The 26,534-nt window shown below is 43.8% G+C and carries 27 protein-coding genes and 1 pseudogene; 15 read left to right on the top strand and 13 right to left on the bottom strand.

Annotated features, from left to right (window positions below):
• Positions 1 to 6: 6 nt before the first annotated feature.
• From M8998_RS12560 to M8998_RS12535, 6 genes are all read right to left on the bottom strand, one after another.
• Positions 7 to 1,527 (bottom strand): RagB/SusD family nutrient uptake outer membrane protein, encoded by a 1,521-nt coding sequence (locus M8998_RS12560; protein ID WP_249993398.1) that lies wholly within the window; start codon positions 1,525 to 1,527, stop codon positions 7 to 9.
• An 11-nt stretch (positions 1,528 to 1,538) separates the two neighbouring features.
• Positions 1,539 to 4,511: a SusC/RagA family TonB-linked outer membrane protein gene (locus M8998_RS12555; RefSeq protein ID WP_249993396.1), complete on the bottom strand. Its 2,973-nt coding sequence runs from the start codon at positions 4,509 to 4,511 to the stop codon at positions 1,539 to 1,541.
• Positions 4,512 to 4,720: 209 nt separating this feature from the next.
• Positions 4,721 to 6,355, bottom strand: coding sequence for a SusR family glycan utilization regulator (gene susR / locus M8998_RS12550; RefSeq protein WP_249993394.1), 1,635 nt, complete (start codon positions 6,353 to 6,355; stop codon positions 4,721 to 4,723).
• 2 nt (positions 6,356 to 6,357) lie between these two features.
• Positions 6,358 to 7,737, bottom strand: a complete 1,380-nt coding sequence (locus M8998_RS12545; RefSeq protein WP_249993392.1) for an MBL fold metallo-hydrolase — start codon at positions 7,735 to 7,737, stop codon at positions 6,358 to 6,360.
• Positions 7,738 to 7,754: 17 nt separating this feature from the next.
• A complete protein-coding gene (locus M8998_RS12540; RefSeq protein ID WP_249993390.1) occupies positions 7,755 to 8,552 on the bottom strand; it encodes a sulfite exporter TauE/SafE family protein in 798 nt (265 codons plus the stop codon).
• 90 nt (positions 8,553 to 8,642) lie between these two features.
• Entirely contained in the window at positions 8,643 to 9,053 is a 411-nt protein-coding gene (locus M8998_RS12535) for an RNA-binding S4 domain-containing protein (RefSeq protein WP_249993388.1), read from the bottom strand.
• A 266-nt stretch (positions 9,054 to 9,319) separates the two neighbouring features.
• Between M8998_RS12535 and M8998_RS12530 the strand changes: the two genes are divergently transcribed.
• The 5 genes from M8998_RS12530 to M8998_RS12510 are packed head-to-tail and all read left to right on the top strand — an operon-like array spanning position 9,320 to position 12,832.
• The gene (locus tag M8998_RS12530; protein ID WP_249993386.1) at positions 9,320 to 10,138 is read left to right on the top strand and encodes a 2,3,4,5-tetrahydropyridine-2,6-dicarboxylate N-succinyltransferase; all 819 of its coding nucleotides are present in this window, start codon (positions 9,320 to 9,322) and stop codon (positions 10,136 to 10,138) included.
• Positions 10,139 to 10,145: 7 nt separating this feature from the next.
• Positions 10,146 to 10,733, top strand: a complete 588-nt coding sequence (locus M8998_RS12525; RefSeq protein WP_249993385.1) for an L-threonylcarbamoyladenylate synthase — start codon at positions 10,146 to 10,148, stop codon at positions 10,731 to 10,733.
• Positions 10,734 to 10,755: 22 nt separating this feature from the next.
• The gene (locus M8998_RS12520; RefSeq protein WP_249993383.1) at positions 10,756 to 11,238 is read left to right on the top strand and encodes a DUF4920 domain-containing protein; all 483 of its coding nucleotides are present in this window, start codon (positions 10,756 to 10,758) and stop codon (positions 11,236 to 11,238) included.
• A gap of 3 nt (positions 11,239 to 11,241) precedes the next feature.
• Positions 11,242 to 12,084 carry a dihydropteroate synthase gene (folP, locus tag M8998_RS12515; protein WP_249993381.1) on the top strand — a complete coding sequence of 281 codons (843 nt, stop codon included), beginning with the start codon at positions 11,242 to 11,244 and terminating at the stop codon, positions 12,082 to 12,084.
• A 31-nt stretch (positions 12,085 to 12,115) separates the two neighbouring features.
• Positions 12,116 to 12,832, top strand: coding sequence for a 3-ketoacyl-ACP reductase (locus tag M8998_RS12510; RefSeq protein ID WP_249993371.1), 717 nt, complete (start codon positions 12,116 to 12,118; stop codon positions 12,830 to 12,832).
• Positions 12,833 to 12,877: 45 nt separating this feature from the next.
• Here M8998_RS12510 and M8998_RS12505 read toward each other — a convergent pair whose 3' ends face one another.
• From M8998_RS12505 to M8998_RS12495, 3 genes are all read right to left on the bottom strand, one after another.
• Positions 12,878 to 13,990, bottom strand: coding sequence for a toxic anion resistance protein (locus tag M8998_RS12505; RefSeq protein ID WP_249993369.1), 1,113 nt, complete (start codon positions 13,988 to 13,990; stop codon positions 12,878 to 12,880).
• A 12-nt stretch (positions 13,991 to 14,002) separates the two neighbouring features.
• Positions 14,003 to 14,785 (bottom strand): hypothetical protein, encoded by a 783-nt coding sequence (locus M8998_RS12500; protein ID WP_249993367.1) that lies wholly within the window; start codon positions 14,783 to 14,785, stop codon positions 14,003 to 14,005.
• 190 nt (positions 14,786 to 14,975) lie between these two features.
• Complete coding sequence (locus M8998_RS12495) at positions 14,976 to 15,350, bottom strand: DUF3127 domain-containing protein (protein WP_066754661.1); 375 nt, start codon at positions 15,348 to 15,350, stop codon at positions 14,976 to 14,978.
• Between the two features lie 70 nt (positions 15,351 to 15,420).
• Here M8998_RS12495 and M8998_RS12490 point away from each other — a divergent pair, with 70 nt between their 5' ends.
• The 9 genes from M8998_RS12490 to M8998_RS12450 all read left to right on the top strand — a co-directional run bounded on the left by M8998_RS12490 (position 15,421) and on the right by M8998_RS12450 (position 23,460).
• A complete protein-coding gene (locus M8998_RS12490; protein WP_249994131.1) occupies positions 15,421 to 16,578 on the top strand; it encodes a THUMP domain-containing class I SAM-dependent RNA methyltransferase in 1,158 nt (385 codons plus the stop codon).
• 102 nt (positions 16,579 to 16,680) lie between these two features.
• Entirely contained in the window at positions 16,681 to 17,325 is a 645-nt protein-coding gene (locus M8998_RS12485; protein WP_249993365.1) for an HD domain-containing protein, read from the top strand.
• 51 nt (positions 17,326 to 17,376) lie between these two features.
• The gene (locus M8998_RS12480) at positions 17,377 to 18,135 is read left to right on the top strand and encodes a glycerophosphodiester phosphodiesterase (protein WP_249993363.1); all 759 of its coding nucleotides are present in this window, start codon (positions 17,377 to 17,379) and stop codon (positions 18,133 to 18,135) included.
• Between the two features lie 253 nt (positions 18,136 to 18,388).
• Positions 18,389 to 19,642, top strand: coding sequence for a peptidase T (gene pepT / locus M8998_RS12475; protein ID WP_249993361.1), 1,254 nt, complete (start codon positions 18,389 to 18,391; stop codon positions 19,640 to 19,642).
• 98 nt (positions 19,643 to 19,740) lie between these two features.
• Positions 19,741 to 20,313 carry a nitroreductase family protein gene (locus M8998_RS12470; RefSeq protein ID WP_249993359.1) on the top strand — a complete coding sequence of 191 codons (573 nt, stop codon included), beginning with the start codon at positions 19,741 to 19,743 and terminating at the stop codon, positions 20,311 to 20,313.
• Positions 20,314 to 20,538: 225 nt separating this feature from the next.
• Positions 20,539 to 20,880 (top strand): type II toxin-antitoxin system HigB family toxin, encoded by a 342-nt coding sequence (locus tag M8998_RS12465; protein WP_249993357.1) that lies wholly within the window; start codon positions 20,539 to 20,541, stop codon positions 20,878 to 20,880.
• Complete coding sequence (locus M8998_RS12460) at positions 20,880 to 21,440, top strand: helix-turn-helix domain-containing protein (protein WP_249993355.1); 561 nt, start codon at positions 20,880 to 20,882, stop codon at positions 21,438 to 21,440. Before M8998_RS12465 ends, M8998_RS12460 begins: the two co-directional genes overlap by 1 nt.
• A 395-nt stretch (positions 21,441 to 21,835) precedes the next feature.
• Positions 21,836 to 22,255 (top strand): hypothetical protein, encoded by a 420-nt coding sequence (locus M8998_RS12455; protein WP_249993353.1) that lies wholly within the window; start codon positions 21,836 to 21,838, stop codon positions 22,253 to 22,255.
• Between the two features lie 227 nt (positions 22,256 to 22,482).
• Positions 22,483 to 23,460, top strand: coding sequence for a 5'-nucleotidase (locus tag M8998_RS12450; protein ID WP_249993351.1), 978 nt, complete (start codon positions 22,483 to 22,485; stop codon positions 23,458 to 23,460).
• Between the two features lie 17 nt (positions 23,461 to 23,477).
• On the opposite strand, the pseudogene M8998_RS16370 reads toward M8998_RS12450, so the two are convergent.
• Positions 23,478 to 23,540 (bottom strand): annotated as a pseudogene (locus tag M8998_RS16370) (hypothetical protein); the annotation flags it as partial.
• Between the two features lie 173 nt (positions 23,541 to 23,713).
• Between M8998_RS16370 and M8998_RS12445 the strand changes: the two are divergent.
• Positions 23,714 to 23,911, top strand: coding sequence for a SymE family type I addiction module toxin (locus M8998_RS12445; protein WP_249993349.1), 198 nt, complete (start codon positions 23,714 to 23,716; stop codon positions 23,909 to 23,911).
• A gap of 151 nt (positions 23,912 to 24,062) precedes the next feature.
• Here the strand turns inward: M8998_RS12445 and M8998_RS12440 are convergent, their stop codons facing one another.
• From M8998_RS12440 to M8998_RS12430, 3 genes are all read right to left on the bottom strand, one after another.
• Entirely contained in the window at positions 24,063 to 25,193 is a 1,131-nt protein-coding gene (locus M8998_RS12440; protein ID WP_249993347.1) for an NAD(P)-binding domain-containing protein, read from the bottom strand.
• Between the two features lie 94 nt (positions 25,194 to 25,287).
• Complete coding sequence (locus tag M8998_RS12435; protein ID WP_249993344.1) at positions 25,288 to 25,932, bottom strand: hypothetical protein; 645 nt, start codon at positions 25,930 to 25,932, stop codon at positions 25,288 to 25,290.
• Positions 25,932 to 26,468, bottom strand: a complete 537-nt coding sequence (locus tag M8998_RS12430; RefSeq protein ID WP_249993342.1) for an RNA polymerase sigma factor — start codon at positions 26,466 to 26,468, stop codon at positions 25,932 to 25,934. Before M8998_RS12430 ends, M8998_RS12435 begins: the two co-directional genes overlap by 1 nt.
• Positions 26,469 to 26,534: the final 66 nt, after the last annotated feature.

Here is a 26,534-nt window from a genome sequence, read left to right as displayed (position 1 = left end):
TTTCGGTTAATAACCTGGGTTTTGATTTAATTTTAAATTCTGATCCAACACACCTTGCGGGATGGGCATCAGGTAAGAGTTGGGAGTGAAAGGATACACTTGTGGTCTTCGCCCCGTGTCTCTACCAAATACGCCATTCATCACCTCTTCTACTTTTTCCCAACGTACCAGGTCGAACCAGCGCTCGCCTTCAAAAGCCAGTTCGAGGCGTCTTTCTTTCATCAAAGCCTGTATGAGTTGGTCGCGGTTGTTGCGCACCGCAGCAGGCAATACTGGTAGTTCCACGCGTTGCCTAATCTGGTCGATGATTGCCGCTGCTTCTGTCAAGTTGGTTGAAGGCCCAAACAAAAGTGCTTCGGCTTTAAGCAGCAATATATCTGCATAGCGGTATTTGATAATGCTATTAAAAGCTGACCGCGTTTTAAACATAAAAGGGTAATTACTGGATGGATAATAGTTACTCCAACCTGCCTGATAATACACCACAGATTCTCTGAAACGGACTGCATCATTCTCTGCCTGAAACACACGAATCAAATCCCGTGAAGGCGTGATCCATTTGGCCCACGCGAACTGATTATTATAGTTGGAAAGATCACGACCCAACATCCAGGTCACCCAGTTACCATTGCCCGCAAAGAATTGTGCTTCGAGAATAGATTCCCGGGTGTTACGCATCTTGGCATCGGTATTATTACTGTTCATTCCAAACAAGTTGGTAAAATCTGGCTCCAACGCAAATCCGTCTGCCGTGAGCTGATCGGCATATTGTACCACTTTGGCGTAATCACGCATTGGCTGTTCCGCGTACACTTTCGCCAATAAAGCTCTTACCACAGATTTTGTAAAGCGAGTTTTGTTAGCTGGATCGTTCGTTGGAGCATATTCTAGGGCTTCCAGTAAATCTCTCTCAATTTGCTGGTACACTTCCAACTGCGTATTTTGATCCGGGAAATAGTCATCATAGACATCGGTAATATTTTCTGAGGTAATATCACGCCCCTCTCTGGTCAATACCGGTACATTTCCCCATAAGCGTACCATATCGAAGTACACCATAGCACGGAAGATCTGCGCTTCTGCTTTGTACTGCCTCCTCAATGCCGTAGTGAGTGCCACATCGCTTACAGAGTCGATATTAACAATGAGGCGGTTGGCACGTGCCACATCGACCATATAGCGATCCCAGTCCCTGCTCAGTACGGAGTTAGCGCCATCAATGGCATTGTTCTCGAAAGGCAACACCTCTGCGCCGGTAGTTCCGGCATACGCGTTATCGGCATGACTTTCTGCAATCAACAATAAATCCAGATACCAGTGCTCCTGCCTGTCGCGCATTTGCTGATAAATAGTTTGCAGGTGGCTTTCTACGGCCGCCCTATCCCTAAATACGACCTCGTTTCCACGTTCGTCTACGCCTTCGGTAACTTCGGAGTAGCTATCCAGCGGATCCAGCCCAAGCGAACAACTGCTGATAGCAAATATGAATACACTTGCTATGCTTATATTTTGTATGATTCTTTTCATTTTTTTATTCTTTAAAAATCCAGATTAACACCCAATACATAGGATTTGATTTGTGGGTAGGTACCCCAATCAATGCCTTGCACGGCGCCACTATTTCCCCATTGGTTTACTTCTGGATCCATTCCGGTATAGTTCGTCCAGGTCAGTAAGTTAGTGGCAGATACAAAAGGTTGCAGTCGCGTCACTCCAATACGTTTCAAAGCTTCCGTCTGAATATTATAGGACAGAGATAGGTTCTTCAGGCGCAGAAAACTTCCGTTTTCCACAAAATAGGTGGAGTTGCGCATGGTGTAGTTGGCACGCGGCACATCGGTAATTTGTCCAGGCACCTGCCAACGGTCTAGCACACGCGTGATTTGATTCTTGCCATCGTACATCCCCTCCATTTCCATACGCGATGCATTGAACACATCGTTTCCATAGGAGCCTTGCAGGAATACCGAAAGGTTGAGTCCTTTATAGCTGAAGTTATTGGTCAAGCCAAAGGTAAATTTTGGGTTTGGGTCACCAATAAACGTACGATCGCTCGGCGATATTCGACCATCTCCGTTCAAGTCCCGGTAAATCATATCGCCTGTTTCCGGGTCTACGCCATCGGCAATATAACCGAAGAATCTACCCAAAGGCTGTCCGGGTGTGTTGCGCACAACAGGTTCATTCACCACTTCCGCCGTGTTGGCGGTATTATAGATTTGCTGCAGTTCCAACTTCTCCAAACGATTTCTGTTGAAGGAGATATTGAAGTCCGTAGTCCATACAAAATTCTGCACGAGGTTTCTGCTGTTGACATTTACCTCTAAACCACGGTTCAGCATTTCTCCTTCGTTCCTTACCAGTGAGCCTGCCACGGATGCGCCGGAAGGTAGTGTGACGTACATCAACATATCGCGTGTATATTTGTGGTACACATCTAAATTTACCGTCAACCGGTTGTCAAATCCGGTAAAGTCTACTCCAAGATTTGTCTGCGTGGTTGTCTCCCAGGTCAAATCACGCGTACGAAGGTTAGACTGGTTGATAAGGGGCAGGGCGTTCTGCTGCCCGGTCTCGAACCAGGGTTGCCGTTGTATGCTATACAACTCCAGGTAAGCATAATCGCCTACGCCTGATTGATTACCGGTTTGTCCCCAGCCACCACGGATTTTAAGATCATTCAACCAGGTTACGTCCGACAGGAAATCCTCTGCCGACAAACGCCAGGCCGCCGACATGGATGGAAATACGCCCCAACGATAATCTGGGTGTAACTTAGACGAACCGTCTGCCCGGACGTTACCGGTTAAGATATAACGGCCATCGTAGTTATAGGTGGCTCGCGCAAAATAGGACATGATTGACCATTGGGAAGCACCCGTACCGGTATTGTCCCAAGCGATGCGGTTAGCTGCATTGAGTGTCTGAATGTAATCGTTGATAAAATGTGATCCGTTGATCCAACTGTTTTGGTATTGCGAACTGGTCCACGAGCTTCCACCCATGGCTTCGAACTGATGTTTGTCCCAACGCTTGTCATAGGTTAATATATTATCGAAGGTCAATACGGTGTTCATATTTCGCGCATCGGAGGCGGTACCAAACTGGCTACGTCCCCAATCTGTTGTGATGGGGTCGAGGAATGTGGTGATCATTCCATTCCGACGATCCACAGCAAAGAGGGATTTAAACGTCAAATCGGGAGTAAAAAGGATCGTGGCACTACCCGATCCTACCAAGCGGTTTTCCCGACTTTTGTTGTTGCGTGTACGCTCCATATTTTCCAATGGATGCGTGATATTACCTACCCCAAAGAAGTTGTTGTAATATTGGTTTGGAAAGTCCGGATTCCAGATTGGTGCATACGTCGGCGTATTAATAACCGAGAGAACTACTCCTCCCCTGTTAGCGCCAGTACCACCAATAATGCCGTTATCGGTATTGTCCGAATAGCTCATGTTAGCATTGATCTTTAACCAATCGCGTACATTATTCTCGATGTTTGCCCGAAAGTTATACCGCTTGAAAAAGGCTGTATTGAGCACACCATCTTCGCCTACATATCCACCTGATAGATGGTATCGTAATTTTTCTGTACCATCGGAAATGGATACCTGATAATTTTGCGTCAAGCCATTTTTATAGGCTTCGTTGAACCAATCTGTTTGATCTGTTAATCCTGCAGGCACGTTGACAATTCCGATTTCTTGTTGTAGGTCGCGGTATTGCTGTGCGTTGAGTACCTGCATCCGGCTGGTCACCTGGTTAATTGTTCCTAATGTATTGATACCGATTTTGGCCTGTCCGGCTTTACCTTGCTTAGTCGTGATCAGAATCACACCATTCGCGGCTCGCGAACCATAAATAGCGGCAGAAGAAGCATCTTTCAACACCTGCATGTCCACAATATCGGTTGGTGCCAGAAAGTTAATATTATCTACAGGCACGTTATCTACGACGTACAATGGATCATTACTTCCGTTGAACGAAGTAGCACCACGTATCCTGATAGATGTTTGTCCGCCTGGCGTACCACTGGTCTGCACAACGGAAACTCCCGCAGCTCTACCTTGAATAGCTTGCGCTGCGGAAACAATTGGTCGCTCTTCTACATCTTCCAGAGATACCGAAGAAATGGCTGTTGTGACGTCTTTACGCTTCACTGAGCCGTAGCCGATGACCACAATATCTTCCAATGCGGTTTCCCCTACGGATAGCGTAATGGTCATCATATTTCCGGAGATAGGCAACTCCACAGATTGGAATCCCATCGCGGTGATGGATACACGCTGAGCGCTTCCCGGACTGGTAAAACGGAAATTGCCGGACTCGTCCGTACTGGTGGATCTTCCACCAGGCAGCAAAGACACTGTGGCACCGGAAATGCCACTGCCATCTGCCGCGGAGACTACCCGCCCTTCCAATGCTGGACGATCCTGCGCTTGCACGGATAGGAATATCCATATCCCCAAAAAGGAAAGAATAAGTCGTGTTACTTTGAACGATAACATAAGTATGAATTAAATGGTCTTGTAGTTTATAATGTGAAAAGCTCGTGTTGCCACTTTCCTTTTCTGGTTATCACAAAGGTATCTACAAAAGCAGGCAGGTATTACTCATCTGGAAGGCACCTCTAACAAAAAGTAACCAAAATATCAATAATTACAACTGATTATCAGTTACTTGAAAAACAAAGGAGGTTTAAAAAAGTAAAGGGATTCTAGCGCGAGGAGTCGTTACTGACCTCTTCGTTACCGATATTCATCAGCATTTTTTCGAAATTATCCTTATCACCAGCTACTTTGTTTCTGGTCTTTACCCGATAATTGTATACCGTGCGGAGTGAGTAACGAAGGAAGCCCGCGATCTTAGTATTGTCGGTAATACCTAAGCGAATTAAAGCATAAATGCGCAGTTCTGAATTGAGGTGCTCATTATCCTTTAAGACGATGTGTTCTTGGGGGAGAAGCAATTTGTTAAATTCAGCCACAAAAGTGGGATATAAGTTGATAAAAATAATATCAAAGTTGGCATAGAGGTCTTCTAATTCCCTTTTGAGATAATCGCTTGACTGGAGCTCGTTTTTCAGATCTCTGGTATCCTGCTGCACCACCTTTTTCAGAATTTCTTTTCGCATCACATCCATTTTATGAATGTAGGTGGAGCAGATGTCGAAAAATTGAGCGATATAAGCCTCTTTAATATGATCCGACTCTTGAAGGCGGGTATTGGACGATAGTAGTTGAAGATTGAGCTCCCGCAATCGGTCGTTGGTATGATCTAGTGCTTTTCGTACTCGTCGCAGGCGGATCATTTGCTGGTAAATGAATAAGACACCTCCGAGCAGCACGACAGATAGTAAACTGATCGCCATCAATAAGTGGAGCAATTGCTTTTGTTGTTCCTTCTCCTTTTCGATGAATGCCGCGTGAATGATGGGATAAAAGGTGGAGCTTTCTATGGTGCGGAAACGCACATTACTAAATACCGCATCATTAATAGCTCGTTCAATATACAATCGGGCACGATCTACATCGCCTTGCTCATAATAACTTAACGCAAGGCTTTGCATGGAAGCATTATCGCGTATCGTATTTTTTATGTCGGCAATACCAGACATCGCAAAATAAACTGTTTGTGCTTTTATATCTCCTGTTTCCCTGTAAATAAGCCCCAGCAGGTAAGTAACAAGCCCCCGATCGGGATGGGCATCATCCAAACTATCACATAGGCGATGCAACACGGGCTTTGCCGAGTCGTAATCCTTAGCGTACACCGTTTTGGTAACCCAAGCAACTTGATACGGGAGCGATTGCGGATCCATCGCAGACAGCATAGAGTCGCGGTATCTTTCGCTCTCCTGGAAGTATGTCCGGTTATTGCTACTCAATCCATAATTACTGTAGAAGGTAAGCATGGCTTGGTAATAGCGACCTTTCAAGCCATGCAGCACATCGCGTAGGGATAAGTCATCCAGTAGCTTCTTTGCCTCCACAAACTTTCCACCGGCCGACAACAGGTTGGATAGGGCAATTTGCGATTCCTGCCACTTAAATTCATCCTCTAATTTCCCAGCAATCTCCACATTTTGCTTTATATATAAAGCCGCGGAATCTATCTGATATTTCTGGTAGGCTTCATACAGTCGCATATGGTAGGCATAGCGCTTCGATAAATCGTTACCTGCCCCTGCCAAACGCTGTTGGATATCCTGAATGTGCTTCTTCTTTATGGCCTCATAATGGTCGGCCCGTAACATCACTTCGTCCAACACCGCCTGTACAGAATCCAGATGCTGACTTTGCGCGGGTATGCCGAGTAACACGAATAGAAAAACACACCAAAGCCTTTTCATCACTAATCTTCGATTTTTGCCCAATCATTCATCCCACCGAAATATACTTTCACGTTTGTAAACCCCTTTGCCTGCAAGAGAGATGACGCAATTGCTGCACGATCCCCACTTTGGCAATATACCGCAATAGGCTTTTCGTTCGTAATTTTATCAAGCTTCTTAGGCATAGTGCCTACAAATAGGTTTTGCGCACCGGCTATATGTTCTTTGTGGTATTCATCGGCACTGCGTACGTCTAGTAGCTGCAAGTTTCGTTCGCTGGCGATCAATTCCTTTAGCTCCGCTTTGTCTACCACTTGGGTGTGTTCAACACAAATATCAACTATATCCGATGGTGTAATAAAGCCGACGATCTGATCCATGCCGATACGCATGAGCTTACGTAAAGCGTCTTCTAATTGTGCTTCTTCTATGATTAACACGATTGGCTGCTCATAATTCAGCATCCAGCCGCACCAAGTCGCGAAGGAATTATTTAGCTGTATATTCCAGGTACCTGGCACGTGGGCAGCAGCAAATTCTTGCTTATTGCGAACGTCGACTATTTGTGCGCCTTCCTGTTGATGCGTTTCAAATTCGTGCAAAGTAAGATGTGGAATGGCGGGCACCTGCAATAGCAATGGCCGATCGCTCTTATTGCGCATCTTCATTTCTTTGAAATAGGTTGGCGCCTCTGGTTGCCCATCCAATAATTGTTGCACAAAGTCTTTTTCATTGGATTCTTCCAACGCCCAGTTTCTCAATTTTTCATAACCTACGGTGCTGCTTGGCACAGCGCCCAATGCTTTTCCGCAGGAAGAGCCTGCACCATGACCTGGCCAGACCTGTATATAATCGGGCAAATCAAGAAAATGTTGCAAAGAAGCGTACATCTGTGCGGCACCCCATTCTTTGGTTCCGGCAATGCCGGCTGCCACTTCGAGCAAATCTGGTCGCCCAACATCACCCACAAAGACAAAATCTCCGGTGAATAGCATGACAGGGTGGTCCGTAGCCGGATGATCGGTTAGCAGCAAGCTGATGCTTTCCGGTGTGTGGCCCGGCGTATGCAGTACGTCGAACGTTAGGTTTCCCAGTGTTATTTTATCTTGATGTTTCAAGCCGTGATGCGGAAAATCATACTGCCAGTCTGCACCACCTTCATCGGATAGGTAGATCGTGGCGCCGGTGATCGCAGCGAGCTCCCGCGTACCGCTTAAGAAGTCGGCATGAATATGCGTTTCTACCACTTTGGTAATGCGAAGATTATTTTGAGCGGCTATCTGTATGTACGTGTCTACATCGCGCTTCGCGTCGATCACAATGGCTTCGCCCAATGCCTGACACCCTATTATATAGCTGGCTTGAGCCAAACTTTTATCATAAACCTGTTGAAAAAACATACCTTATTTGCAGTTATTTATAAAACTATTTCCCGAACAAATATATAGATGCCCATGCAGAGTACGAACCATCCGAAGCCTACTTTCAATTTTTTACCGTCGATCTCTTTTGCAATGCGCGCTCCTACAAAAATACCCAGAATCGAGAGCAAAGAGAACAGTAATAATAGCGGCCAATTGATGGGATGATCATCTATCTCCCAGTAGCCCAAAAATCCGATTAAGGAATTGAAAGCCACAATAAACAATGAAGTACCTATCGCGCGCTTCATCTCCATTCTTGCCGACACCACCAAAGTAGGAATAATGAGAAATCCGCCACCGGCACCGACCATTCCGGTCACTAGACCTAACACGATCCCTTTGAGAAAAACGCTTGTATAATTAAACTTATCGTGTTGTACAAAATCTTCCTGCGGACGATTGCGAATCATGGAAAACGAGGCCAGCAGCATGACCAGAGAAAACAAGACCATCACGAAGGTTTCCTTTGATAGCGCGCATAGCGTATCTGGAAATAATACGGCCGGAATGCTCGGCATGATAAACGTGCGCGTGGCTAACACCATGAAGATAGACGGAATGCCGAAATACACAACCGTCTTGTAATCCACCATTCCTTCGACCGCTTTGCGAACTCCGCCTACCAGCGCGCTCGCCCCAACAATAAATAGAGAATAAGCGGTAGCCGTAAGGGGATCTATTCCAAGAAAATAGACTAAAATAGGAATGGTTAAAATCGATCCTCCACTGCCAATAAGACCCAACGAAACCCCAATTAAAATAGCCAAAGCATACGCGAGCAACTCCATCATTGGAGACGAAGTTATCCCTTTTTTAAACAATCAACTAATTAAGTGTCAAATATTTAAAATGATAAACTATATAGATTTGGTAGCCAAAATTCATTCCGACGGATTATTTTCCTTCCAATCGTCCTGCAAATCATCGATTTCACGACGATCTTTTTTTGTTGGGCGACCTGTACCGCGATCCCGTTTTAGTACAGGCGCGTGAAAGGCCGATTTGTAGGCATAGGTTTCTTCTTCCGGCGTATGATCTTCATAATGCTGTTGAGCAGTAGGAGCATCGGCACGTCTCTCCAATAATCCGGTCACCAATATCACTTTCCGCTCTATCCCCTTTTGGATCGAGAAAGTCTCTCCCACTTTCACCACATACGAAGGCTTTACATTTTGGCCTTTTAGCTTCACGCGACCTGCTTTACAGGCCTCTGTTGCCAAACTTCTGGTTTTAAAAATGCGAATTGCCCACAAGTATTTATCAATACGTAATTTCTCCGGTGCTTCTGCCATATACAAACTTACCTATTAGTATTGAGATCTGCGTATCGAGATGTTAGACATGAGATATTAGACATTAGATATTAGTATTTAGATGTGAGTAGTGCGAACCGTCACCACGATAAGTCACGACCAAGCTGTCTAACTCTGTCACCATTATCAACCCTATCAACTTTATTGACGATCTCAACTCTCTTAACAAATTACCGCTCTACATTTCGGAAAATTTAACATCTTTGTAAGACGAGTAAATATATTGTTTTAGAATAATACAGTCCATGTTAGAGAATTACAAAAAATTAGTTGAGGAGGCTTGGGAAAACAGACAGCTTCTAGAGTATAAAGAGTATTTTGAAGCCATCCATACCGTGATTCAACGATTGGATTTGGGTGAATTGCGCGTAGCCGAACCGATTGGTACACGTTGGCATGTAAACGACTGGATCAAAAAAGCAGTCATTCTTTACTTCCCGATCCGGGAAATGAGTATCATCGAGAATACGCCATTTATCTACCATGATAAGATGGCGCTAAAAACGAATTATAAGGAATTAGGCGTTCGTGTGGTACCTGGTGCATCGGCTCGCTATGGTGCGTACCTAGCAAAAGGAGTCATTATGATGCCTTCTTACGTGAATATTGGTGCTTATGTAGACGAAGGTACGATGGTAGACACTTGGGCAACAGTAGGTTCATGTGCGCAGATTGGTAAACATGTACATCTATCCGGTGGTGTCGGTATTGGCGGTGTATTAGAGCCGGTACAAGCTGCTCCGGTAGTGATTGAAGATAACGTATTTGTCGGATCCCGCGCTATCGTGGTCGAAGGTGTTCGCGTAGAAAGCGAGGCAGTATTGGGGGCTAACGTGGTGCTAACTGCGTCCACTAAAATCATCGATGTATCTGGTGAAGAGCCGGTAGAATACAAAGGCGTAGTTCCTGCGCGTTCGGTGGTGATCCCCGGATCATACACTAAAAAATTCCCAGCAGGCGAATATCAAGTGCCATGTGCGCTTATTATAGGACAGCGGAAGGAATCTACCGACAAGAAAACGTCGCTTAACGATGCTTTGCGCGAGCACAACGTAGCGGTATAAGCATCACATGCGACAAAATAATACATACGTAGATCGGGATGATGTCTCCAAAGCATTGGAAACGCTGCACGCTGGCGGCATCATCTTGTATCCTACAGACACTATTTGGGGGATTGGCTGTGATGCCACTAACGCGGAAGCCGTCGAGAAAGTGTTTGCGTTGAAAGGCCGTGATCAGGCCAAAAGCATGATCTTACTGCTGCACAACGACAATCAACTGGCGAGCTATGTGAATGACATTCCGGATGTGGCGTATCAATTGATTGAAGTAACGGATCGCCCGCTCACTATCATCTATTCCTTGGCAAAAAACCTGCCGACGAATGTATTGGCTGCAGATGGTTCGGTTGGGATTCGTATCGCAGATCACCCTTTTTGTCAGCAATTATTGCAGCGCTTTCGTAAGCCAATTGTGTCTACCTCTGCTAACCTTAGCGGCCAACCTTCGCCACGCAGTTTCTTAGACATAGATCCAGAGATTAGCGCTGGCGCGGATTATGTGGCTCGGTTTGGGCAAGAGGACACCGAAGAGCGGGAGCCGTCGGTGATTATTAAGCTGGATCCCAGCGGTAAGTTTGAATTTATTCGCAAATAGTAACATATAAAACTATACACATATGAAAAAGCTATTCACGTTAGTAATAGGCATCATCGCCTTTACCCTAGTGGGATCCGCACAACAGGCCGATATTCCATCTGCAAATCCCGGCGTACAGTACGGCAAAAAAGTAGATGCGCAGGGTGCAATCTCTGTGAAAGCACTGGAGAGCGCTTTAGCTAAGTCCAATGACTTCAGCGGAAAAGTAACAGGCGAAGTAGTGCAGGTATGTAAGAAAAAGGGATGTTTCATTACCCTGAAACGGGAAGGAGATGCTGATCCGATTATGGTTCGCTTTACGGATTATGGCTATTTTATGCCACAGGATATCGTGGGTAAAACAGTGGTACTGGAAGGCAAAGGAAAGGTAAAAGAAACAACCTTAGCCAAATTGCAGCACGACGCTAAAGATCTCGGAAAAAGTGCATCGGAAATTGCTTCCATTAAAAAGCCAAAACGTGACATCACCTTTATCGCGGATGGCGTCGTGGTGGTGAAATAAATAATGAAGCATTTTTCTACACATCCGGCACCTAGTATTCGTCTGGGCGGTAAACTGATGAGCTTTGAGCTTCCCAAAATCATGGGAATCCTTAACCTCACAGCCGATTCATTCTACGATGGTGGGCAAAATACGACGCTAGATGCCGCATTGAAACACGTGGAACAGATGGTGCACGACGGTGCTGATATCATCGATATCGGTGGCCAATCTACCCGTCCGGGTGCAGCTCTTTCTCTCGAAGAAGAGGAATTGAACCGTGTCGTCCCGGTCATCTCAGCCATCCAAAAAGCTTTTCCCAACACCATTTTATCGGTAGATACGTATCGTGCACGCGTAGCGGAAGAAGCGATACGAGCCGGTGCGCACATCATCAACGATGTGTCGGGTGGGCAGCTGGATCAGCAGATGTTTGCCACGGTGGCCAAATTACAGGTGCCGTATATTTTGATGCATATGCGCGGCACGCCGGACACCATGCAACAGCATACGATTTATGACGACGTCGTTGCCGACGTAGCGGTCGAACTCGGACACCGGATTGCCACACTGCGTACTTTGGGTGTGCGCGACATCCTACTGGATCCGGGCTTTGGCTTCGCTAAAACATCCGCACAGAATTATGAGCTGCTGTTGCGCGTAACTGAATTACATTATCATGGACTTCCGATATTGGGCGGCATCTCCCGCAAATCCATGATCTATCGCAAGCTGGACATTTCTCCTGCAGAAGCACTACCTGGCACAATTGCACTCAACACGTTACTGTTAGAGCGCGGCGTACAACTGTTGCGAGTACACGACGTGAAGGAAGCCAAACAATTAGTCAATTTGCTCTATTCGTAGAGAAAAGTAAGTTCAATACGTTTTAACTATCATGGAAAATTTAACAGGAAAAAAAGCCCTCATTACAGGCGGAGCGCGTGGCTTGGGTAAAGCTACTGCCATCGCGTTGGCAAAAGAAGGGGTGAATATAGCGATCACCGGTCGTAATGAAGAAAACCTGAAGCAGGTGGTTGCTGAATTGAAAGAATTAGGCGTGCAAGCGACCTATCAGGTATTCGACGTTGCCAATTATACCGATGTGCAAAAAGGCGTCACTGCCATTCTTAAGGATTTTGGCAGCATAGATATTCTTGTCAACAATGCTGGTATTGCGGCATTCGGATCTGTGATCGAGATGGATGTAGAAACTTGGAAAAGCATTATCGATACCAACCTGATGGGAACCTACTATGTCACCAAAGAGGTATTGCCACATCTTATTGAGAAAAATGAAGGCGACATCGTGATTGTTTCCTCAACAGCAGGATTGAATGGATCCGCTACCGGCTCGTCTTATTCTGCTTCCAAATTTGGGGTGATTGGCTTTGCCGATTCCTTGATGCGGGAAGTGCGCAAGCACAATATCCGCGTCTGCACCTTGATGCCGAGCACCATTGCCAGTGATATGTCTAGAGAACTGAAGCTAACGGATGGCGATCCTGAAAAGGTATTGCAACCCGAAGATTTCGCAGAGCTTATCGTGGCCAACCTAAAACTACCGCGCCGAGCGATGCTGAAAAGCGGATCTTTATGGTCCACCAATCCATAACAACTAAAAAGAGCTCCTTATCAGGAGCTCTTTTTAGTTCTGTACTTAATTAATCAACCGATTTTCGTCGGAGGATTTTAAGATATGTGCTTTCAAGTCGTTTTCTGCTTGTATCAATTCGCCTTCGGCGACTTTACGCTTCTCACGGCCTTCGCGCTGAATACGCAACACCTCATCGATCGTAGCGATAATATCCTGATTCGCTTTTTTGATCGTATCTATATCCACGATACCACGCTCTGTCTCTTTCGCAATCTGAATAGTGGATTCTTTGAGCATCTCACTATTACGTCGTAGTAATTCGTTTGTCGCATCGGTCACCGCCTTTTGCGCCTCCAAAGCCCGTTGCGAATGCGCAATACCTAAGGTAAGCACCATTTGATTTTTCCACAACGGCAGGGTATTCACCAAACTGGATTGAATTTTTTCCATCAGGGCACTGCTGTTGCTCTGGATCATACGGATCTGTGGTGCATTTTGTAGCACTACCATGCGCGTTAGCTTCAGATCGTGTAGTTTACGTTCAAAACGGACGACATGCTGCTCCATGTCTTTATACTCTTGGATCTTGTGCTGATCATTGCTGCTTTCCGCCTCCTGTCTTAGCTGGGGCAAGGTGGTTTCATGCGCCTCACGCAACTTTTCTGTACCTGCCTGAATATGCATAGAAAGGTCTTTGAAGTACTGCTGATTTTGGGTGAACAGCTTATCGAAGATGACCACATCTTTTGCCACATTCTTGTAGTGGCCTTCCAGCTTCAACTCGATCTGGTGAATGTTCTTCTCTACCGACGCATATTCCGTTTTAATCCTTGTGATTCGCTTTTTCAAGTTATCCAAAAAAGGAATCATTGGTTTTTTCCGGGTATTTTCATCGAAAGATCGGATATCCGATCGTAAATTGATCAAAATATCTTCAGCACCACCCATATCTTTAGTACGTACTTGCTTGAGTATTTCGCTGGAAAAGTTACCAACCTGCGACTGACTACCAACACCAAACTGGATAATATCCATCGTTGATGTCATGTTAATTTTATCCTTGTACTGCGCGATCTTAGTGCGTTCTTCCTCCGAAAAGTTCACCGACAGATCCATCGATGTGTCTTTCGGTTTTTCGCTATCGCCACCATATTGTGCTAAATCCAATTCTGCCATAATTATACTCCTTTAATCTTTTAATAGATTTCTACTTTTCAATGTTTGTAAGTACACATCCGTTTCCGCAGATATTTCCAACATGCCCATCCGAAACTGCTCGGTTACCTCTTGTTCTATCGCTACTGCGGCCTGCCGCACCACGTGTACCAGTTTCTCTTTCGATTTATCCGTTACCGCATTGCGAAGATTCGAATTTTCCAATTCATCGTATTGAATCAATACATTCACTACGGTACTATGTCTTACGAGGAATTTTTCCGCTTCGCGAATGTCTTTCTTTTCCATCAAATGAAAGAGACGGATGATCTTGTCTATATCCTGGTGTAGCACCTTATTATTAATCTGCTTGCGCCAGTGCAATAATCGCTCAATAAACAGCTGCGGCGTATCTAACATAGGAGCTTTAAGCTCTTGACGCTTTTGCCCATTTGGGCTGGTAATCCATTTCAGCTCTCGTACTTCGCCGAGCTCCAATCGTTGTAAGAAAGGCTTCGCCTGATTCAGCAACATGCCATTCCCCACAATGTATGAAACGGACGATCCGGCAATGGTGAGCAGCATGCCACGGCTGAACGAGCCGAAAAAATAAATTAAAGAACCAAACAACGCCACTTCTACTGCCAACAGCACCCACGCCGTCACATACCAAATGCGCACCTTACTTTTGGACGCTTGGCTCATCATCACAAATGGATGGATGTGTAAGAAGGGTACAAACATGAGGATAGAAAGGAAGGTCAAAGTCATTTGCCTTAGCTCCCATACCCTACTCTTTTTTGTTGCCCATCCCATATTATTTGCTATTATTTTATATAAATATACTGGGTAAATGTCCAAGTATAAAATTTATGTTGATGCAAGATAATGCCTACAACTAGCTTAAAGGATGTCTAATCGGTCACACGGGGTAAAAGATCGGTGAAGCACACAAAAAAAAAGGCGAATATCCAGTGATATTCGCCTTTTTATGAAATAGCTTTCTTTAGAATGGTAAATCGTCATCATCCGAGCCAGAAGAGGAGATATCTACTGGAGGCATATCACCTACATTATGCTGCGGTGCTGCTGCTGCCGTACCTGCTAATTTCGTCACACGCCATGCTACCAAAGAGTTGAAGTAGGTGGTAACCCCTTCTTTATTTGTCCAAGGACGTCCACGTAGATTAAATGATACCTCAATGTCCTCTCCCACTGTCAGGTTGTCAAAGATATTTACCCGATCCTGTGTTGCTTCAAAACGTATGTATTCCACAAACTGTGGATTCTCCGCATGAGCAACGATCAAATCTCTCTTCTTAAACGACTCCGTTACTTGCTGAATGCCACCAATTTCGTGAACTTTTCCTCTTATTTCCATAGTCAAAATTATTAAACCCTAAAATTACACATTTTTTACGTCTTAGAATCCCTAACTTTGCACAAATATGATGGAAGTTTTCAACACACCGGCCAAGATAATCATTACCTGCAACAGAAGATTATCGCCCTATTTACAAGAAGAAGTAGAAGAATTGGGCTTCAAAGTAGTTCGTCCATTTAATACCGGAGTGGAGATCAAAGCCTCTATCAATGAATGTATTAAACTCAATTTAAACTTGCGCGCTGCCAGCCAAGTGCTGTACCAATTACGTTCTTTCAAAGCAAATGATCCAAAGGAACTGTACGATGGCTTGGTACAGATTGCGTGGGAAGAAATCCTTCCATTTGATGGCTATTTCACGGTAACCTCTCATGTACATAATGAGACGGTAACCACGCCTTTATTTGCCAATGTCAAAGTAAAAGACGCGATCGTAGATCGTATAAAAGATAAAAAAGGAATGCGCCCTAATTCCGGACCTGCTTTAGATAAAGCGGTGATCCACCTGCACTGGATGGAGGAGCGTGCTGAAATCTTTATTGATACTTCTGGCGAAACATTAGCTAAACATGCCTATCGCAAAATTCCCGGAAAAGCACCGATGTTGGAAGCATTAGCTTATTCCACCATCGCCGCGAGTAAATGGGATGGAAAATCACCATTTATCAACCCCATGTGCGGATCGGGTACCTTGGCCATTGAAGCTGCACTGATTGCACAAAACCGCAGACCTGGATTATTGCGTATGAATTATGCGTTCATGCACCTAATAGGGTACGACGAAGAAGTATTTTTTCAGGAACGTCGTGTGCTAAAAGAACAATCGGATAAAGCCGTGACTCCGCTGATTGTCGCTTCAGATATCTCGGCCGACGCCGTGGAAGTATCCCGTCAAAATGCGCGCACTGCGGGCGTAGAGCACCTTATACAATTTGAAGTAGGCGATTTTGAAAAAACAACTGTGCCCGAAGAAGCTGGTGTTATTATGTTTAATCCAGAATATGGTGAACGACTAGGTACACATTTTAAATTGGAGGCTACGTACAAGCGGATCGGCGATTTTCTAAAACAGTCCTGCAAAGGATACCGAGGCTATATATTCACCGGAAATCCGGACCTAGCTAAAAAAATCGGTTTAAAGGCTTCGCGCCGATTCGAGTTCTTTAACGGAAAATTGGATTGCCGCTTATTGCAATACGAATTGTACGAAGGCTCTAAAGATTAACATCCTTCTTTCTATTTTTGTAACGCCCAAGCTCCTGAGTTTGGGCGTTTCTCATGAACAGATATTTTATCAAGAAGAGTATCGGTTCCTTAATTATTTTTTATGGAAATTATAGCACGTACCGCATCTTTTGTAAAAGAAACCCTCGCAGGAGCCGAATCCGGACATGATTGGTGGCATATTCTTCGCGTGTGGAACAATACAAAGCTTATCTTAGAAACCGAATCGGCAGACCGATTGGTATGCGAATTGGCGGCCTTACTGCACGATATCGCGGATAGCAAGTTTCACGGAGGCGATGAGTCTATCGGGCCGCGCATCGCCGGAGAATTCCTAACAAAAGAGGGCGTAGATACTGCTGTCGTGGAGCACGTTCAGCAGATCATCTTAAATATGTCTTTCAAGGCATCATTAGGCGAGGTTACGTTTGATTCTCCCGAATTGCATATCGTGCGCGATGCCGATCGCCTGGATGCCATCGGAGCTATCGGGATCGCACGGGCCTTTAACTACGGCGGGTATAAAAACCGAGAAATCTACAATCCCGAGATTCCGGCACAACAAAACCTAAGCAAAGAAGCATACAAAAACACCACGGCACCCACTATTAACCATTTTTACGAGAAGTTGCTGCTGCTGAAAAACAAGATGCATACCGAGGCTGCACGCGGCATCGCCGCCGAACGGCACCAGTATATGGAAGGATTTTTGCAACAATTTTATGCAGAATGGGATGGCAAAGCGTAGTATCGTGGTCGATTTAATCTATTCTTAATATCAGATGGTTATATTAGCCACATGAGAGCATTTCTATTATCTATATTCGCCATGACCGTAATTGGATCATCAGCGATGGCGCAAACCAAGGTAATTGCCCATCGTGGAGCCTGGAAAAAGAACGAACTTCCTCAAAATTCTATTGCCTCGTTGCAGCATGCAGCAGAGCTGCAGGTTTGGGGTTCTGAATTCGATGTGCACCTCACCAAAGATGGACAGCTAGTGGTAAACCATGATGCAGATTTCTATGGTATGGATATCGCTGAAGCTACACATGCCGATTTACGCAAAAAAACGCACCCGAACGGTGAACATATCCCGACATTAGAAGAATACCTACGCTTTGGCCTTAAGCAGCAAGGTTTGAAGTTGATTTTGGAGCTAAAGCCAAATAGCTTGGGGAAAGACCGTACGCTGGAGGCTGTACCGATGGTATTGGCATTAATTGATCAATTGGAAGCCGCAGAACATGTGGAGATTATTTCATTCGATTACGATGCTTGCTTAAAGTTTCGGGAGTTGAATGCGACCATTCCAGTGCACTATCTCAACGGAGATAAATCACCTCAGGAAATTAAAGCCGCTAAACTTTCTGGAGTGGATTATCACTACAGTTTATTTCAAAAGAATCCCACATGGATTGCAGAATTTAAAGCATTGGGTTTAAAAACGAATGCGTGGACGGCCAATAAAAAAGAAGACATGAAATTTTTAATTGATCAGCAAATTGATTTTCTGACCACCGACCAGCCAGAATTGGCTTTGGAATTAGTAAAGTAATCTGAATTTTATTTCAACAAATCGCGATAGTTTGCCGATTGCGAGACACTAGTTTAAAAGCTGCCTGAATAATTCTTGGCAGCTTTTTTTATAAATAAGTAATTGGAGCAATTCGTTTGATGTAACCCCATATTGCTAATAAATCCCTAATTTTGGAGATGGCGATGACACGTCTTATCCAACATTTTAGACAATGCCTGTAGTAGCATTAGGATGTTGCGCCAATAGCGCTATTCCTGCAAAAAAATAAAGCATGAACATAAACGATATAAATAATTTTGAAGTCACCGACCACTTTGTACGCTATGTACAGGTGGACACACAATCTGACCCTTATTCCACTAGCTTTCCCTCTACGGAAAAACAAAAGGATTTAAGCAGGATATTAGTACAGGAGCTTTTGGATTTAGGTATAAGCGATGCCCATCTCGATGAGCATGGCTATGTATACGCGACCATTCCAAGCACTACCGAAAAAGACGTTCCTGTGATTTGTTTTTGCTCACACGTAGACACTTCGCCGGACAGTTCAGGTACAGACGTAAAGCCTTTGATCCATACCAACTATCAAGGTACGGATCTGGTACTGCCAGACGATCCTTCGGTGGTGATCCGTTTTGCCGAGCACCCCGATTTGGCCAATCAGATTGGCAACGATGTGATCACCGCTAGTGGCAAAACCTTGTTGGGCGCTGATGATAAAGCCGGTGTGGCGGAGATTATGGATGCGGCTCGCTTGCTGATGCAAAACCCAGACATTAAACACGGGACGATCAAAATCTTGTTTACCCCCGATGAAGAGGTGGGTCGTGGTGTAAACCATGTAGACATGAAAAAGCTCGGAGCAGACTTTGGCTACACGATGGATGGCGAACGCGCAGGCACCATCGAAGATGAAACCTTTAGCGCAAATGCCTTAACGGTCACGATTCAAGGCGTATCGGTACATCCTGGCTTCGCCAAAGAGAAGATGCAAAGTGCGGTAAAGATTTCCACAGATATTGTAGCAGCATTGCCGACCGATCGTTTATCGCCGGAAACGACGCGTGGAAAAGAAGGTTTTGTACATCCTAACCGAATTTCAGGTACGGTAGAAGAGGCGACAATAGAATTCATTATCCGCGACCACAATACGGCTTTGTTGGATAACCACCAAAAAGAGGTGGAAAATATTGTAAAAACAGTAATTGCCAATTATCCGAAATCCACCTACCACATCGAGGTACAAGAGCAGTACCGCAACATGAAAGAAGTGCTGGATCAGCATCCGGAGATTATGGAGATAGGTATAGAGGCTATTCGTCGCGCAGGCATGGAGCCGGAGCGTCGCAGTATCCGTGGCGGAACGGATGGTTCTCGCTTATCTTTTATGGGATTGCCGTGCCCGAATGTATTCGCTGGCGGACACGCTTTTCATGGCAAGCAGGAATGGGTATCGCGCCAGGATATGGAGAAAGCCGTGAAAACCATCTTACACATCGCCGCGCTTTGGGAAGAGCGTGCATAATGGCTTTCCGTTATACATAATAATACATGGACTAGGAGACGCGCATGATTAATCAGGCGACGGCCTTACAAAAATACTACTGAATAAAAAGACAGACTATGAGCAAGACCAATGACGTATTGCAAACGATCCAACACAGAAGATCGTTGATGCAACCGAGTTTTTTAGATAAAGAAGTAAGCCGCGAAGATATTGAGCTGTTGCTAGAAGCGGCGAATGCTGCTCCTACACACAAGAGAACACAACCTTGGCGTTTTGTGGTATTTAAAGGTGCCGGATTAGAGCGCTTAGGCGGAGAGCTGGCGCGTGTGTACAAACAGGTAACTCCTGCAGAGAAATACACGGAAGCTACCGAGCAAAATATGGCGAAGAAAGCGACGACTACACAGGTAGCGATTGCTATCATCGTGAATTACACCGGTGAATTGCCTGAGTGGGAAGAATTGGCAGCAACGGCCTGTGCCGTGCAAAACCTTTGGTTGGCTGGTCACTCCATCGGCATCGGTGGTTACTGGGCTTCTCCTGGTTTGATCAACCACATGGCAGATTTTCTACAGCTAGAAGAGAAGCAAAAATGTATTGGCTTATTCTACCTTGGTTACGCGGATACCAACCACGACCGCGAACCCGTGCGCTCTCCTATTGCGGAGAAAGTACGTTGGGAAGAGTAGGGTATTAATAAAAGCAGCTTGAAGTTTTAAGCTGATGATAAAGTGAGAGAAGGAGATGCTGAGAGGTGTCTCCTTTTTTTGTGGTGGAGGATGCTAGTTGTTGATCAAAACGAAATACGATACAAGTAAGTAATTTTCAGTAAATTGTTCTGAAAATTTAATCAATCAATTTCATAAAGTTCGGTTTATTTCAGAACTTTATTTTTACTTTTGTTTAGCTTACGGATGCGAATCGTAGGAAAGAAGATTCTATTAAAAATTAAAAAGAAGAACATCGGCAATAAGAAATTGTGCGATGAGATCGACCGACTAATGGATGATTTAGAAAAATTCGAACCCGGCGCCATGAGTATTGCTACTGTTCGCCATGATGCAGATAATGTACATAGCGAAGGGTTTTATTTCTTTGATATACATATTCATCGAACATTAATACTAATTGAAATTGATGAAGATGGAGAGGCCACTATTGTCTGGGCCGGAACGCATCAGGAATATGAGGCTAAATTCAAAAACAATAAGTCAACGATTGAAAGATGGTTGCGTAAAAATGGATACATAGCATAATGAAGACACATTTTGATATAGAAAAGATAGTGGAAGTAGGCGTGATCAGCAATGAGCTGGATTATGATAGAGCCCTTATTGCCGACAGGAAATTACGATTACTTTCAAAAGAAAATTCGCACTTCAAAAAGTTGAGAATGAAGTTGCGGGAGCTCATTGTGGCTTATGAAAATTTGGAATGGACCGACCTCCACAAATTGGACGATGATAAGCTCTCAGAAAGCGAGCAGTCAGAATCCATAGCGGAGCAGGAAAGATTGTTCTTGGAGAACAGAAAACAGGCGATAAGAAAAAAACTAAAACAACTCGACCTAACGCAAGAGAATTTGGGATCGATATTGGGGCATAAGAGCAAAACGCATATGTCCGAATTAATAAATGGCATTAAGCCGTTTACGCTGAAAGATCTCATCGTTATCCATAAACTCCTGAAAATTGATCTCGCCCTATTGATCCCTGTATTTCTATCGGCAGAAGATCAAAGTAAGATTGCCGAAGCTGTCTCGAAGCTCGACAAACCAAAAGTAAAGCTTAGCCCTACGGATTTAGTATTGCTCTAGCTGATAATTACATGTTATTTGTTTCAACCTAACCAATATCTCGATACAAAGAAATTTACCCGGTAAAAGTAAGTTTTTAGATCTAGGAAATTAATGATTTAAGCTGATTATAAAGAAGGGGTGATGCTGAGAAGTATATCCTTTTATTCTTTTATGGAGAATGGATTATGGATTCATCAAAGATATTTTTTTAGCAATTATCAGATGAAAAAGCATTATTCATAAGCATGGCATAATTTGATAAATAATTTGTACTTTGGAAGTATAAAACCAAATTAACTACTGAATAATGAAATTCAATTTTGAAAATCTAGATGATAAAACTAGAGAGCTCATGGTTTCAGAAATAGAATCTGATATTTCTAAAGGGCAACTTTACTATAGTAAGCGATTTAATGAAAAAGGGAACCGAAGTCTACGCCCAACTTCTTTTAGATGCTGCGTCCTCCGGAAATGAACAAAGCCTGGCAACAGCCTTGAAAGAAAATAATTGCTTTGCAGAGAAAGAACCAAGAAATGGAAAAAATGGCGTTAATTATGTTAAAATTCCTCATACAGCAAATCAAACATTAGCGGAAAGTGAATTTAATCGCTTTTACATTCGTGGTCTCGCTTTAAAAGCGATTGAGACTCAACAAGCACTAACTATATACCGCGCGAAACATGCTGAAAATCCTCGATCAGAGTCTGAAATAATGGTTGGCAAACAAGTTAACGCCGAAAAATTACTAAATGACCTTAGGAATAATATAGGCGTAGATACAATTTTGGGATTGCCTCCTGGACCTAATAGTGGGTTATCAGTTAGACTTTAGTCCTGGATAAGAAATACTTTGGTCAAGAAATAAATTACGAATTCAAGGTTTTTGATGGTATAATTAATTGTAATAACAGAAATTCTGCAATAAAAATACCTTAAAGTTTGTATTTAGTCGTATCAACTTACTACTTCTAAAGCTTGAACTTTTTTACATTTATTATATTCCTGATAATCATTGTGCACGCGACATTTCATCAATAATTTACAACAAATTAATCAACTATGCCTTTAGATTTTTCAGAGATTTTAGTAGTAGGCGTTTCTAGCCGCGCTTTATTCGATCTAGAAACCGAGAATGAAATTTTTATAAAAGAAGGTATTTCTGGCTACAGAAATTACCAACAGCAACATGAGGAAGAATTGCTAATTCCAGGAACCGCATTTCACCTCGTTCAACGTCTGCTTCATCTAAATAAAGATGCAAAAAAAAGAATTGTCGAAGTTGTAGTAATGTCACGAAACAGCCCCGAAACAGGTGTTCGAATAATGAACTCTGTTAGACAACACAATCTTGATATAACTCGAATGGCATTCAGCGGTGGAGAACCACTATCTCCTTATATTGACGCTTTCGACATCGACCTATTTCTGAGTAAAGATTCAAATGACGTACAGGCGGTAATTGATTCTAAAAGTTGTGCTGCAGCATATATTTATGCTCCACCTAAGGAGTTTAAACCTCTTGATAATCGAGTAAAAATTGCTTTTGATGCGGATGCAGTACTATTTTCCGACGATTCCGAATACCGGTATAAAACTGAGGGACTAGATGCATTTCATAAATATGAGCAGGAACATGAAAATGAAGAACTTGGTGAGGGACCGTTCGCAAAACTATTAATTAAACTTTCGAAAATTCAAGAAGAACTTCCAACAACAATTGAATTATCTCCTCTAAGATTAGCTATTGTAACAGCAAGAAATGCACCTTCACACATGAGAGTTATTAAGACGTTGAGGAAGTGGGGCGTTTATGTAGATGAAGCTTATTTTCTAGGTGGACTGAGTAAGGATAAGGTGTTAAAAGCATTCGGTGCCCATATATTTTTCGACGATCAAGATATACACCTTAAAGAATCCTCTCGCTTTGTACCTTCAGGACGAGTTCCTTATGCCCATGACTCACCATTGTACAAATCAGATTTGAACACTGTTAAATTAGAAATTATTAAAAAGTCAAATGTTAATGGCAAATCGTAAGTAGATACTGAAATTTCTAAAGCGGTAGCGATTTTCACTAAAGTTCCGAGGCGAGGGTTTGTTTTGCCGCTTTCAATCATGTGCAGTTGGATTCCGCTAATCTTGCAATAAAAGACAACAGCTTTTAATACTGCTTCAGGCGACTTTTCTGATCTTCATTTGTATCTTTTTCATTTATTTTCTTGGTTGTTCATTATAGCGAACATTCATTTTAAAGTATATTTAGATATTCGTCATAACAAATACAAGACGAATGACCACATTCAGGAAATTAAAAATACATCGTAAATTTCTTACTAGAAGGTGGGATAATATCACCATTCCTGAAATTCGGCTAGAAGGAAAATGGCTAGAAGATGCCGGATTTAAGCAGGGTGCTTATGTGACCATTCACGTCAAGAAAAACAGATTAACGATTACGATGGATAAAGGCGACCAAGTAAATACATAACGCACCAAAAATTATCTTACGAAATCTGTTGGGCCTTTAGGTATTTATCGAGAAACGTTCAAAAATTCATTGTACCAACTTCTCCTCGATGAGATTGAAAAATAATCTACGCTATTCGTCCCGTCGTAATGCTATCGCTAATTATTCCAAACTATAAACCCAGCGTGTCGATCAATTCTTTTGCTACTATGCGACCTGCTCTATTTGCGCCTATCGTGGAGGCAGATGGGCCATATCCGGCGAGGTGTATTCGATGATCCTGCGCGACTTGAGTCGCTAATTTCCCTGACATCACGATTCCGCCTTGATCGTTCATCAATTGCAATGGCGCCAGATGATCCAGCGAATGATGAAATCCGGTATTCCAAAAGATCACATCCGCATCAAGCGTGGTACCATCTGCCCATTGCACACCATGCTCGGCAATTTCATCAAACATCGGTTTTCGATCCAAAATCCCTCTGTCCATCATGCCACGAATCGCGGGCGTTGTCGGCAAACCCGTGACAGAAACAACAGAGCGCGGCGGTAAGCCATCTCGCACGCGAGCTTCTACCATGGCGACTGCTTCACGACCTAAATCTGGATTGAAATCAAAATCTTTGAATTCTGGCGGTCTTCGCGTTACCCAAGTCGTTTCGGTTACTTCAGAGATTTCACGTAATAGCTGAATGGCAGAAATACCAGCCCCCACGACGATAACATGCTTGCCAACAAATGCTTGCGCATTTTTATAATCAACGGTATGTAGTTGTTGGCCTTTAAATATTTCCGATCCTGGATATTTTGGAAATCGGGGTGACTTCCACGTGCCCGTTGCGTTGATAATGCCTTTGACACTGAACTGCACGCCATCCGTATGAATGAGAAAACGATCTTTTCTGGGGGTTACTTGTTTTACTTTGAGTGGCCGTATTACCGGTAATTCAAATGCTTTCTCGTACGCTGCATAATATTGTGGCAATGCCACAGAGGCCATCAAGGTTTTATCCTTTGTGTTTACTGTCTCATCAAAAGATAAGCCAGGCAGATCGTTAATGCCATTGACATTATCTAGGGTCAATGAATTCCATCGATGTTGCCAGGCGCCGCCAGCCCCCGTTTCATCATCGATCACCACAAATCCTTTCCCCGGCTCAATGCCTGATTTTTTCAAGTAATAAGCGGCCGACAAACCGGCTTGCCCTGCACCAATCACCACGATATTTACATGATAAAAAGTTTCCGGTTTTGCTTTTTCGGACTGCGAAGCACTATTATTTACCTCTTTGTTATTTGCCATACGGGATGATGATATGCTTTTTGGCGTGATTAGCTTTTTATACCCTCCTATTTTGTCCTGTAAATGGGGTATCCTGGCTCTTTTCCCTGGTGGATTACTCCGCACCGATATGCAAACGGAACTGTGCTTTCGTGCCTTCCCAGCGGAGCTCCTGACGAATTGTTTGCGTGATCTTTTCCATAAATCTCTGATCGCTCAAACCGCTGATCTTGATATCTTTGGCATGCCCGTTTTCGATTATAAATTTTACATCTACCGAAAGGGCATTCGTATAAGAGGACAAGTTTTCATTGAGCTTCTGTGAAAACTGCTCCCACCCTTTCAATGGTCGCGCATCCGAGTTTTCCTCCGGCACCACCTGTACCCGCAGCGTAGATGTCGTTATGGTGATCCCCTCTGCCTGCGTTGAGCTTACGGGCTTCTGGTGTAAGTGCCGAAACACCAAAAGCGAACAAACTACCACAAACATAACTGCAGCCACAAGCCCAACGGCTAAACGCTGCCAGCTGTAAAATCGCTTATGGCGGTCTAGATTTCTCTGCTGCACACGAGCAGCTAATCGCTTTTGCAATAAGCTCAATGGAGCAGTTTCGACCCCATTCTGTAACTTATAGCCATCGATCGCATCTTGTAAAAAAGGATCGTTGATCGCTTCGCGTTCCAGGGCATGCATATCCTCCCGGCTCATGAGCCCAGCCACATAATTGTGAATTCGAGATAATTGATAATTATTGTCCATTACATTCTTTCCATACACAGCTTTAGGTTTCTTTTCCCGTTTTGAATGTAGCTCTTCACTTTATTCAGGTCAAAACCAGTTATCGCTGCAATATCCTTATAACATTTCTTGTCCAGGTAAAATAGGCGTACACATTGCTCTTGCTCGGGGATCAATGCTACCAGACATACCTCCAGCTTTTCGAAATCCTTCTCCAACCATACCACCTCTTCCGGGGCAGACAATTGCTCTTCGGCTTCGGTAAGATGTTGGTCTATCGGAACACGATTTTGTCTTTTATCTCTTCGCAAGTGCATCAAGCAGTAATTACGCGCATACACATAGAGCCAACTCTTAAAATTGTCTACCTCATGGGTTCGCAGTTTGCTGATCAGCTCTTCAAAGATTTGCATCACCGCATCCTGGCTCTGATCCTGGTCTTGCAGGTACTTGTAACACACACCATAAAGCAAGGACATATAGGGAGTGTATAATTCTCCCAAATCTTGCAGATTTCCAGTCTGTCTATAGCGTATGAGCAATGTGCGTTCGTCCATCAAAGTATTTTACCTTGCTATTATCATGATGCTGGAAGATACGATTTTCCATAAAATTAGCAGATA

The sequence above is a fragment of the Sphingobacterium sp. lm-10 genome, assembly GCF_023554555.1.
Classification (GTDB): domain Bacteria; phylum Bacteroidota; class Bacteroidia; order Sphingobacteriales; family Sphingobacteriaceae; genus Sphingobacterium.
The sequence above is the reverse complement of the archived record's forward strand: the minus strand, read 5'-3'. Positions and strand labels throughout refer to the sequence as shown.

What these genes read in the sequence shown, in the direction of transcription:
- folP (WP_249993381.1), top strand. Translation starts at nt 11,242, where the DNA reads ATGAAGCATTTTTCTACACATCCGGCACCTAGTATTCGTCTGGGCGGT.
- M8998_RS12435 (WP_249993344.1), bottom strand. Translation starts at nt 25,932, where the DNA reads ATGGACAATAATTATCAATTATCTCGAATTCACAATTATGTGGCTGGG.
- pepT (WP_249993361.1), top strand. Translation starts at nt 18,389, where the DNA reads ATGAACATAAACGATATAAATAATTTTGAAGTCACCGACCACTTTGTA.
- M8998_RS12530 (WP_249993386.1), top strand. Translation starts at nt 9,320, where the DNA reads ATGTTAGAGAATTACAAAAAATTAGTTGAGGAGGCTTGGGAAAACAGA.
- M8998_RS12510 (WP_249993371.1), top strand. Translation starts at nt 12,116, where the DNA reads ATGGAAAATTTAACAGGAAAAAAAGCCCTCATTACAGGCGGAGCGCGT.
- M8998_RS12505 (WP_249993369.1), bottom strand. Translation starts at nt 13,990, where the DNA reads ATGGCAGAATTGGATTTAGCACAATATGGTGGCGATAGCGAAAAACCG.
- M8998_RS12560 (WP_249993398.1), bottom strand. Translation starts at nt 1,527, where the DNA reads ATGAAAAGAATCATACAAAATATAAGCATAGCAAGTGTATTCATATTT.
- M8998_RS12520 (WP_249993383.1), top strand. Translation starts at nt 10,756, where the DNA reads ATGAAAAAGCTATTCACGTTAGTAATAGGCATCATCGCCTTTACCCTA.
- M8998_RS12500 (WP_249993367.1), bottom strand. Translation starts at nt 14,785, where the DNA reads ATGGGATGGGCAACAAAAAAGAGTAGGGTATGGGAGCTAAGGCAAATG.
- M8998_RS12480 (WP_249993363.1), top strand. Translation starts at nt 17,377, where the DNA reads ATGAGAGCATTTCTATTATCTATATTCGCCATGACCGTAATTGGATCA.
- M8998_RS12460 (WP_249993355.1), top strand. Translation starts at nt 20,880, where the DNA reads ATGAAGACACATTTTGATATAGAAAAGATAGTGGAAGTAGGCGTGATC.
- M8998_RS12540 (WP_249993390.1), bottom strand. Translation starts at nt 8,552, where the DNA reads ATGATGGAGTTGCTCGCGTATGCTTTGGCTATTTTAATTGGGGTTTCG.
- M8998_RS12465 (WP_249993357.1), top strand. Translation starts at nt 20,539, where the DNA reads ATGCGAATCGTAGGAAAGAAGATTCTATTAAAAATTAAAAAGAAGAAC.
- M8998_RS12470 (WP_249993359.1), top strand. Translation starts at nt 19,741, where the DNA reads ATGAGCAAGACCAATGACGTATTGCAAACGATCCAACACAGAAGATCG.
- M8998_RS12440 (WP_249993347.1), bottom strand. Translation starts at nt 25,193, where the DNA reads ATGGCAAATAACAAAGAGGTAAATAATAGTGCTTCGCAGTCCGAAAAA.
- M8998_RS12495 (WP_066754661.1), bottom strand. Translation starts at nt 15,350, where the DNA reads ATGGAAATAAGAGGAAAAGTTCACGAAATTGGTGGCATTCAGCAAGTA.
- M8998_RS12445 (WP_249993349.1), top strand. Translation starts at nt 23,714, where the DNA reads ATGACCACATTCAGGAAATTAAAAATACATCGTAAATTTCTTACTAGA.
- M8998_RS12525 (WP_249993385.1), top strand. Translation starts at nt 10,146, where the DNA reads ATGCGACAAAATAATACATACGTAGATCGGGATGATGTCTCCAAAGCA.
- M8998_RS12430 (WP_249993342.1), bottom strand. Translation starts at nt 26,468, where the DNA reads ATGGACGAACGCACATTGCTCATACGCTATAGACAGACTGGAAATCTG.
- M8998_RS12555 (WP_249993396.1), bottom strand. Translation starts at nt 4,511, where the DNA reads ATGTTATCGTTCAAAGTAACACGACTTATTCTTTCCTTTTTGGGGATA.
- M8998_RS12450 (WP_249993351.1), top strand. Translation starts at nt 22,483, where the DNA reads ATGCCTTTAGATTTTTCAGAGATTTTAGTAGTAGGCGTTTCTAGCCGC.
- M8998_RS12490 (WP_249994131.1), top strand. Translation starts at nt 15,421, where the DNA reads ATGGAAGTTTTCAACACACCGGCCAAGATAATCATTACCTGCAACAGA.
- M8998_RS12545 (WP_249993392.1), bottom strand. Translation starts at nt 7,737, where the DNA reads ATGTTTTTTCAACAGGTTTATGATAAAAGTTTGGCTCAAGCCAGCTAT.
- M8998_RS12455 (WP_249993353.1), top strand. Translation starts at nt 21,836, where the DNA reads ATGAAAAAGGGAACCGAAGTCTACGCCCAACTTCTTTTAGATGCTGCG.
- susR (WP_249993394.1), bottom strand. Translation starts at nt 6,355, where the DNA reads ATGAAAAGGCTTTGGTGTGTTTTTCTATTCGTGTTACTCGGCATACCC.
- M8998_RS12535 (WP_249993388.1), bottom strand. Translation starts at nt 9,053, where the DNA reads ATGGCAGAAGCACCGGAGAAATTACGTATTGATAAATACTTGTGGGCA.
- M8998_RS12485 (WP_249993365.1), top strand. Translation starts at nt 16,681, where the DNA reads ATGGAAATTATAGCACGTACCGCATCTTTTGTAAAAGAAACCCTCGCA.